The 6,107-nt window shown below is 39.2% G+C and carries 5 protein-coding genes, 3 pseudogenes and 1 other annotated feature; all 8 genes and pseudogenes read right to left on the bottom strand.

Annotated elements, in window-relative coordinates; all coding sequences use genetic code 11:
* Window positions 1-422: pseudogene (locus SORDD27_RS10125) on the bottom strand (molecular chaperone DnaJ); the annotation flags it as partial.
* A gap of 46 nt (window positions 423-468) precedes the next feature.
* Window positions 469-2,100, bottom strand: coding sequence for a molecular chaperone HscC (locus tag SORDD27_RS02575; RefSeq protein WP_061427149.1), 1,632 nt, complete (start codon window positions 2,098-2,100; stop codon window positions 469-471).
* A 174-nt stretch (window positions 2,101-2,274) separates the two neighbouring features.
* On the bottom strand, window positions 2,275-2,634 hold the full coding sequence (gene rplT, locus SORDD27_RS02570; protein ID WP_000124830.1) for a 50S ribosomal protein L20: 360 nt from the start codon (window positions 2,632-2,634) through the stop codon (window positions 2,275-2,277).
* Window positions 2,635-2,685: 51 nt separating this feature from the next.
* Window positions 2,686-2,886: a 50S ribosomal protein L35 gene (gene rpmI, locus SORDD27_RS02565; protein ID WP_001125942.1), complete on the bottom strand. Its 201-nt coding sequence runs from the start codon at window positions 2,884-2,886 to the stop codon at window positions 2,686-2,688.
* Window positions 2,887-2,918: 32 nt separating this feature from the next.
* A pseudogene (gene infC, locus SORDD27_RS02560) lies at window positions 2,919-3,450 on the bottom strand (translation initiation factor IF-3).
* A gap of 15 nt (window positions 3,451-3,465) precedes the next feature.
* Window positions 3,466-3,597, bottom strand: a sequence feature (ribosomal protein L20 leader region).
* A 157-nt stretch (window positions 3,598-3,754) separates the two neighbouring features.
* Window positions 3,755-4,939: a hypothetical protein gene (locus SORDD27_RS02555; protein ID WP_061427147.1), complete on the bottom strand. Its 1,185-nt coding sequence runs from the start codon at window positions 4,937-4,939 to the stop codon at window positions 3,755-3,757.
* A pseudogene (locus SORDD27_RS02550) lies at window positions 4,936-5,530 on the bottom strand (ATP-binding cassette domain-containing protein). Before SORDD27_RS02550 ends, SORDD27_RS02555 begins: the two are co-directional and overlap by 4 nt.
* Before the next feature lie 396 nt (window positions 5,531-5,926).
* Window positions 5,927-6,107: ComEC/Rec2 family competence protein (locus SORDD27_RS09990; protein WP_196755618.1), on the bottom strand; the 181-nt coding region annotated here is incomplete at its 5' end.

The following is a 6,107-nucleotide window of genomic DNA, read 5'->3' as shown; positions in this document are numbered from 1 at the left end:
TCAAGGGTGGACTTTTGCTCATCCTCTTCCGCTTTAAAGGTTTCAAAGTTAAAGGAATTGCTTGTTTTATCAGTTGATTGCTGATAATCACTAAAATCAAGACTAGATCTTTCAGACTCTTCGTTCTCAGTCTTCGTTTCTTCAGTTAAGTTTTCAAAGTTGAGACTAGAGTTAGGCTTTCCATTCGCCTCTTCTTCAAGTTCAGTAGCTTCTTGAGAGTCACTCGCTTTTCTTAGGCTATTTTCTGGTCTTGTGTTTCTAGACCTCGCATAAGTCAAGGCTTTTTGGTAAGCTTCAACAATTTCTTGGTAAATTTCTGGTTGGTCTTCTGGGTGATAGAGCCGAACCAGTTCAGCATAACGCCTTCTAATAAGCTTGACGTCAGTCGTTGGCTCTATCCCTAAAGTTTCCCATATATTCATAAGGTCTCCTCTTTTACAGTCCTCGCTCTAGGAAGTCTAGATAGTTTTAAAATGATTGATAGAGTTTTGGCAAATGATACATAGATGCTTGGCTGACCTCTTCTTCAAATCGTCTAGTTTCAGCCATTAGCTCATCTCTTCTTCTCCCCAAGAGCATACTGTACACGCGATTCGCTTTTTCAATCAAGAAGCGATAAACCTCTGTTTCTTGAGCATTGATCTTATAGCGAGTCAACTCTGCTTGCTTAGCCTTGATTTCCTTTTCTGTCAGAGTAACACTATCTTGGAGAATAACATGACTAAAGACTTCCTGTGTTGAATCAATTTTCACTTCGACATCCAAAATCCCATTTAAATCATAGGTAAATCGAACTGTGAAACTTTCATTTACTCGAGTATTCACAGGGACGGGAACTTCTAATTCTCCTAGAAACAGATTTTGTGATGCCTTCATCATCTCACCTTGATAGACCTTTATCTTGACCTGACTCTGTCCCAATTCAGCCGTATAGTACTGCTCGATGCGTGAAGCAGGGAGGGTAGAATTTCTCTCAATAATCGGCGAAAAGCGGTCGCCAACTATTTCTATCCCCAGTGTAAAAGGACAAATATCAGACAGTAATAAATCTCGTATCTCACCTTGCCGCTCTTTTATTCCTGCTAAAAGGGCACAACCTCTCGCAATCATCCGATCGGGATCATCCGAAACCTGCACCACTTGATTGATACAGTAGGATAAAAAGTCCTGAACCAAGCGGAGTTTCGAAGTCCCCCCAACAAGAACAAAGTTATCTGATGATACATAGCTATAGCGCGCATCCATCAAGGCACGGTCCAAAACAGCCTTAACACGTGCTAGCAGAGGTTGACAAAGCTCATAAAAGCGTTGGTAGCTCAAGTCTAAAGTGTATTCTTGTTCTTGGTCCAGAACTGTCATCTTCACTTCTTCTTTATCATTGAGTTCTAGCTTTGTCTTTTCAGCCTGTACCAGAATCTTACTATAAAATTCTCGGGAAATCGTATCCTTGGTTAATTGATTGGAGGCTAAAAATTCCTCAGCAATAGCCGCAGTAAAGTCTTCTCCTCCCAATCGATTGTCCCCTGCGATTGACACGATTTCGACGATGTTATCAAATAGCTCCACAACTGAAATATCTAGCGTACCCCCACCAAAATCGACAACCACAAAAGATTGGTCTTCTTGATTGCTCATAGATTTTTTAGCAAGAGCAGCTGCGGAAGGTTCATTGATAATCCGATCAATCTGAACTCCTGCAAATTTCCCTGCTAGTTTGGTCGCATAGCGTTGAGCATCATTGAAATAGGCTGGTACACTGACAATCACTTCCTCAACCATTTCTCCAAGATAGGTCTCTGCATCGTCTACCAACTTTCGAATGATAAAAGAGCTTAATTCTTCAGCTTTATATGCTCGATTTCCTAACGTCAACTCATGCTTAGTCCCCATAAAACGCTTGAACTGAGAAACCGTCTTATCTGGGTGGGTTACCAAGCGTTCCTTGGCAATTTTTCCAACTATAATCTCATCATTGTCATCTAAAGCCACAACAGAAGGAGTCAAATACTCACCAAAAGCATTGGGAATCAACTTGACCTGGCCATCTTGGTATACCCCTACTAAAGAATTAGTCGTTCCTAAATCAATACCTACTATCATCTTCTTCAAACTCCAAATCTTTTTTAGATATTCCTATTATACAAGAAATATCCTATTTTCTTTGAAAAAATCTGTCATTTACTCTCTAAAATAGAAAATCATTTATGGAAAATAAAAAAGTTTCACCCTACTCTTGCGGTAAAACCACGAGAGTAAGAATGAAACAGTTTGTCATTATTTACCAAGTTTTGCTTTAGCTGCATCTGCAAGAGCTGTGAAAGCTGCTGCGTCGTTAACAGCCAAGTCAGCAAGCATTTTACGGTTAACTTCGATTTCAGCCAATTTCAAACCATGCATCAATTGTGAGTATGAAAGTCCGTTCAAACGAGCTGCCGCATTGATACGAGTGATCCACAATTTACGGAAGTCACGTTTTTTCTGACGACGGTCACGGTATGCATAGTAGTAAGAGTTCATTACTTGTTCTTTTGCAGTACGGAACAAGATGTGTTTAGCTCCATAGTAACCTTTTGCTAGTTTAAGAATACGTTTACGACGTTTGCGTGATACAACGCCACCTTTAACACGTGCCATGTTTTATTTCCTCCAAATATTTCCTAGAATTGTTTACTTACTGTTAGGCTATTATTTCAAGCGAGTAAGCATTGCTTTGATACGTTTGAAATCTCCTGAATGCACCATAGATGCTTTACGAAGATGACGACGTTGTTTCTTAGTTTTTCCGTGGAAACGGTGAGAAGTGTAAGCACGGAAACGTTTAAGTCCACCAGAACCTGTACGTTTGAAACGTTTAGCTGATGCGCGGTGTGTTTTTTGTTTTGGCATGATTTTTTCTCCTTTATTTAACTTTCTGACAATTATTTTTTGTCAGTTGCTGGCGCCAACTGCATGAACATTTGGCGTCCATCCATCTTAGCTCGTTGTTCGATGATTGCAATATCTTGTGTTGCTTCAGCAAACTCGGCTAAAACTTTTGCACCAATCTCTTTATGGGTGATCATACGCCCTTTTAAAACGAATAGATACCTTAACTTTATTTCCTTTTTCAAGGAACTTGCGTGCATTGCGAAGTTTTGTGTCAAAGTCACCCTTGTCAATAGTTGGACTCAGACGAACTTCTTTCACAGTAACAACACTTTGTTTTTTACGTTGTTCTTTTCGCTTTTTCTGATACTCAAATTTGAACTTACCGTAGTCCATAATTTTAGCAACAGGTGGTTTTGCTTGGGGTTGAATCAATACTAAGTCAACATTTGCACTATCAGCTAATGCTTGCGCTTCGCTGAGTGGCTTGATGCCTAGCTGTTCTCCCTCAAGACCGATCAAGCGAACTTCACGTACACGAATTTCATCATTGATGAATAAGTCTTGCTTTGCTATGGTTTTCACCTCTTTTTTATTATTAGAGAAAAACAATAGCGGACTCGTAATGATACAAGCCCGCACGTTATGATAGCGTTTCTTAGAAACTTTTCATCCGTAGGGCCAGGCAACTTGATGTCACAAGGCGAGAAGCTCTCACTTCTGCTTTTCTCAACTTTTATATGATACCAAGTTTTCTATTCCTTGTCAAGATAAAAAGTTATTTTTTCAAAAAACTTTCTGTTTTCTTCTTGATGTCCGCATCAAAAAGAGAGAACCATTCCGGTTCCCTCTCTGTGTTAGTTTTTTCCTCACCTTCCCTATAGGAACGCTAAGACCTATTAAAAACTTCCTTTTTACGTGAACTTCCCCATCTTTCGATAAATAGAATCCCCACTAACAAAAGAATTATCGTGCAAGGCAGTAAGACTACCCCCATGTCCCAATTTAGATTGACATTATCAATCTGCTTAGGTAATCTTCCAGACAAAATCTCCACTGAACGCAGGTAAGTAAAGGGAATCAGATGGGCAATACTCTGAAGAGGCTGAATCGTTTGGATACCAAACAATAAGCCAACAATCCCAATGAGGGAAAGAAATAGGACAGGCATTTTTTGCTTGAAAAAGTAAGCAATCAAGTAGACGACTTCCACAATGACGATAAAGGCTAAGAAAGCTAATAGCAAGCTAGGAAATAACACATCTTGTATTTTTCCAATAGTTACCTCTTGATTGGTTAAGCTATAAATAGGGTAGGGATAATCTAACTGTCCAAAACCACTTATCAGACTTCCCACTAGCAAAGAAAATCCACAGATTCCAATAAACAGCACGGTTACATAGCTCACCCCAACTCCAAGAGAGGACATGGCAAATGTCACTTTTGAAAAAGGATATAACTGAGCTGTATCAAGATTATTTTGATATCTTTCTGCGAACAGTTGTGTTAGCATAAAAATAATAGCAATCACAAACAAGGTTGGGATGATAGCCTCTAAAATCCAGACAATCTGATCAATCCCGTGGGTCGGAAACTCCAAAGTATGTGCTTTTATGTTCAAGGGATACAGGGCTTGGTAAATCTTTCGTTGGCGGTCAACTGCCATTTTTAATTCAGAGTCAGAAGTCGGTTGATTTGACATAACTTCATAATTCTTCTCTTCATCTTGCCACTGCAAATAATAGGCTTCTTTCCATCGTCCTTCTTTTAACAAAGTCAGAATTTCTTTCTTTTGCGTTAAAAGATTTTTTTGCAATTCTAAATTACTTTTAACACTCTGGTATTCCTCCGAGCTGGTGTCAGACATTTGGGAAAGCTTCACTTCATTTTCATTGATGATTCTCTCATCTTTTACAAGACGGGTTTCCAACTCGCTCTCCAAGCTGTGTGAGTTTGCAGTCTGACTATTTAAATAAAAGGTAACACCGAGTGCAGATGCAAATAAAAGTAAGATAATCCAGTTTAAGCGACTTTTGAAAACTTTTTTTAACAAAAATAGGCTAATATCTTTCATAACGGAACCTCTTCTATCTGCCCCTGACGAATGGTTACGATGCTATCGCAAATCTCCATTAACTCCTCTTTGTAGTGGGAACTCAAAAGAACCAGCTGTTCTTTTCTATCGATTTGTGCCAGCCTATCAAAAAACTTCTGTCGATAATACTCATCTAAGCCATTTGTTATCTCATCCATGAGCCAGCATTTCGCCTGACTGAGGAAATACATAGCAATCACCAAGCGTTGCTTCATCCCTAAGGAATACTTGCGGATGGGAAGGTTGATATAGTCAGACATTTCCCAATAGGCGATTGCGTCCCCCAAGTTTAGGTCTGACTTCCAGATATTTTTTATTGAGACGAAGGTAGTCCATCCCACTTAAGTTTCCATCCAGCCATTCAACGCTCTCATAATAAAACAAAGAAGGAGGGGCTGCGATATGTCCTCTACTAAGGGGAAGCAGCTTGCTCATAGCTCGGAACAGTGTCGTCTTTCCCGAGCCATTGATAGCAAGAACGCCATAAATCCTGCCCTTTTCAAATGTGAAATCAACATCTTGCAAGATGACTTGTCGCGTTTTTAAGGTAACATGAGTAAGATTTAACATATCCAGCCCTCCTTTTTCTCACTCTTTAACGATTAATAGTTTCCTACCTAGTAGTTAATGACCTCATAGCGAACATAATATCAATCGGACCAACTTTATAGTCATTATAGAGTAATAAGCAGACCATCTTGAAATGTTTACACATTTTTATGTCCGTGGTAATTCATACTATACTTCCAAGCGGTATTCCAATCACATCGATAACTTTTAGTAACTGTCACAGCAGATACACTGGACTGAAAAAAACCAATAGATAATAAAGCGACTTTTACCGATTTTTCATGGTTATCATTGCATTTGTATCATTGGTACTGAAAACACTTTCATTATATCGTTTTTCCCTGTATTATGCAACAGATTTTTAGTCCATTTCATTAATATATAACATTTTTCTTCCTATCGAACCGTTTCAATTCGCCAACTATTCCACCCTGTAAAGCGGATAGCCCCTTGCTGGTCAGTTCGGTAAATCTTGCTCTTAATATTTTCCAGTCGTGTCAAGGTTTCCTGATGGGGGAGTTTCGCACGATTGCTCTTTCCGACTGAAATGAGAGTAATTTCTGGTTTGATTTTTTCT

Origin of the sequence: Streptococcus oralis (assembly GCF_001579025.1) — a bacterium.
Classification (GTDB): Bacteria; Bacillota; Bacilli; order Lactobacillales; family Streptococcaceae; genus Streptococcus; species Streptococcus oralis_X.
Note: the sequence above shows the minus strand (reverse complement) of the source record. Positions and strands in the feature narration are given on the sequence as shown.

Excerpts from the sequence above, each read along its gene's own strand:
- SORDD27_RS02575 (WP_061427149.1), bottom strand. The coding sequence starts at position 2,100 with ATGATAGTAGGTATTGATTTAGGAACGACTAATTCTTTAGTAGGGGTA.
- rplT (WP_000124830.1), bottom strand. The coding sequence starts at position 2,634 with ATGGCACGTGTTAAAGGTGGCGTTGTATCACGCAAACGTCGTAAACGT.
- rpmI (WP_001125942.1), bottom strand. The coding sequence starts at position 2,886 with ATGCCAAAACAAAAAACACACCGCGCATCAGCTAAACGTTTCAAACGT.
- SORDD27_RS02555 (WP_061427147.1), bottom strand. The coding sequence starts at position 4,939 with ATGAAAGATATTAGCCTATTTTTGTTAAAAAAAGTTTTCAAAAGTCGC.